General features: G+C 72.3%; 4 protein-coding genes and 1 pseudogene. All 5 read left to right on the forward strand.

Annotated elements, in window-relative coordinates:
* Positions 1-364 (forward strand): annotated as a pseudogene (locus VJR25_RS07955) (acetyl-CoA C-acyltransferase); the annotation flags it as partial.
* Complete coding sequence (locus VJR25_RS07960) at positions 361-1,044, forward strand: ABC transporter ATP-binding protein (RefSeq protein ID WP_324114329.1); 684 nt, start codon at positions 361-363, stop codon at positions 1,042-1,044. The pseudogene VJR25_RS07955 and the gene VJR25_RS07960, both read left to right, overlap by 4 nt.
* The gene (locus VJR25_RS07965; RefSeq protein WP_324114331.1) at positions 1,038-1,649 is read left to right on the forward strand and encodes a CbiQ family ECF transporter T component; all 612 of its coding nucleotides are present in this window, start codon (positions 1,038-1,040) and stop codon (positions 1,647-1,649) included. Before VJR25_RS07960 ends, VJR25_RS07965 begins: the two co-directional genes overlap by 7 nt.
* Positions 1,646-1,969, forward strand: coding sequence for a CHY zinc finger protein (locus VJR25_RS07970; RefSeq protein WP_324114333.1), 324 nt, complete (start codon positions 1,646-1,648; stop codon positions 1,967-1,969). The genes VJR25_RS07965 and VJR25_RS07970 overlap by 4 nt, the downstream gene beginning before the upstream one ends.
* A 10-nt stretch (positions 1,970-1,979) precedes the next feature.
* On the forward strand, positions 1,980-2,254 hold a 275-nt coding region (gene panD / locus VJR25_RS07975), incomplete at its 3' end, for an aspartate 1-decarboxylase (protein ID WP_324114335.1).

Raw genomic sequence — 2,254 nt, forward strand, 5'->3', positions numbered from 1 at the left:
GGCGGTGATCGGCTGCGACCCGGCGCTGCCGGGCATCGGCGCGGCGCCGGCCGTGCAGGCCGCGCTCGCCTCGGCGGGCGCAGGGGTGGCCGACGTCGCGGCATTCGAGATCGTGGAGGCGTTCGCCGCACAGAGCCTCGCCGTGCTCGACCGGCTCGGCATCGCCGACGACGATCCGCGCGTCTGCGCCGACGGAGGCGCCCTCGCGCTCGGGCATCCCTGGGGCGCGAGCGGTGCCGTCGCGGTCGTGCGGCTGTTCAGCCGGCTCGTGCGCCGCGGTGCCCCTGCCGGGACGCTCGGCGTCGCAGCCGCATCCGTCGGCGGCGGACTCGGTGTGGCGGCCCTGCTGGAGGTGGTGCCATGAGCATCCTGCTCGACGGCGTCTCGGTGCGCCTCGGCGACACGGACGTGCTGCGCGACGTCTCGCTCGACGTCGACGCCCGCACCGTCGCCGTGATCGGCGAGAACGGCTCGGGAAAGTCCACGTTCGCACGCCTCGTCGGAGGACTCGTCGGCCGCACCGGCGGCACGATGAGCATCCTCGGCCTCGACCCGGCGAGCCAGGCCAAGGAACTGCAGCGGCGCACCGCGCTGGTGTTCAGCAACCCGGACGCGCAGATCCTCATGCCGACGGTCGCCGAGGATGTCGCGTTCTCGCTGCGCGCCGACCGGCTGCCGGCATCCGAGCTGCGGCAGCGCGTCGCGGACGCGCTCAAGCGCTTCGGCCTCACCGACCTCATGGACCGCTCCTCACATGATCTCTCCGGCGGGCAGAAGCAGCTGCTCGCCCTGTGCGGGGCGTTCGTGCGCCGGCCGGATCTCGTGGTCGCCGACGAGCCGACCGCCTACCTCGACGCACGGAACGCCCGGCAGGTGGCCGACCACCTTTTCACGGACGAGGGCCACCGGCTCGTGCTCGTGACCCACGACCTCGCGCTCGCGCAGCGCTGCGAGGCGGCGGTGCTGGTCGCCGGAGGCCGCGTCGCCGCCGTCGGCGAACCGTCCGCGATCATCGCCGAGTACGAGGCGATCCTGCGATGCTGACCCTCTTCCGCCCCGGGAACGGATGCCTGCACCGGATGCCGGCGGGCCGCAAGACCCTGCTGGTGGTCGTTCTCGTGCTGGGTGTCTCGCTGCTGCCGTCGACGTGGTGGGCAGCGGCGGTCGCGGCATCCGCCACCGTGGTCGCGTACGCGCTCGCGGGTCTCGGCGATGGGATGCTGGGCATGCGCGAACTCGGGCGGCAGGTGTTCGGGCTGCGTTGGATCCTCGCGATCACGATCGTCGGCCAGCTCGTCTTCCTGGGGCCGCAGCCCGCCGTCGCCAACACGGCCCGGGTCGCGGCGGCGATCGCGGTCGCCGCGCTGTTGGTGCTCACCACCCGGGTCACCGATCTGCTCGACGCGTTCGAGCGCGGGCTGCGGCCGCTGCGGCGCGTTCGGGTCGACCCGCAAGGCGCGGCGCTCCTGCTCACCGTCACGCTCACCACCATCCCGGTGCTCGCACGGCTCGCCCGTGAGGTGCGCGACGCGCAACGCGCCCGTGGCGCGCGCGGGAGCCTGCGCACCTTCACGGTGCCGTTCCTCGTGCTCACCCTGAAGCACGCGGATCAGCTCGGCGACGCCCTCACCGCCCGGGGTGTGCGATGACGGGCGCCCGGCCGCGGGTGCTCGGTCCGGTGGTCGACGACGAGACCCGCTGCATCCACTACCGCACCCCGCTCGACGTCATCGCGATCGCATTCGCCTGCTGCGGCGAGTTCTATCCCTGCCACCTCTGCCACGCCGGGACCGCGGATCATCCGGCCGAGCAGTGGCCGGCCTCGGAACGGAGCACGCAGGCCGTGCTGTGCGGGGTCTGCGGGCATCTGCTCACGATCGACGAGTACCTTGTGACCGAGAGCTGCCCGGCGTGCGCCGCCCCGTTCAACCCGGGCTGCAAGCTCCACACCCACCTCTACTTCCACTGAAGGACGCCCCATGCGCAGGACGATGCTCAAGTCGAAGATCCACCGCGCCACCGTCACCGCGAGCGATCTGAACTACGTCGGCTCGATCACGATCGACCCCGAGTTGCTCGAAGCCGCCGACATCCTGCCCCACGAACAGGTTCACGTCGTCGACGTCGACAACGGCTCGCGCTTCGAGACCTACACGATCGCGGGAGAGCGCGGCTCCGGCGCGATGCAGGTGAACGGCGCCGCCGCCCGCCTCGTGCACCCCGGCGACACGATCATCGTGATCTCGTACGCCGA

Source organism: Microbacterium sp. (assembly GCF_035277845.1).
GTDB lineage: Bacteria > Actinomycetota > Actinomycetes > Actinomycetales > Microbacteriaceae > Microbacterium.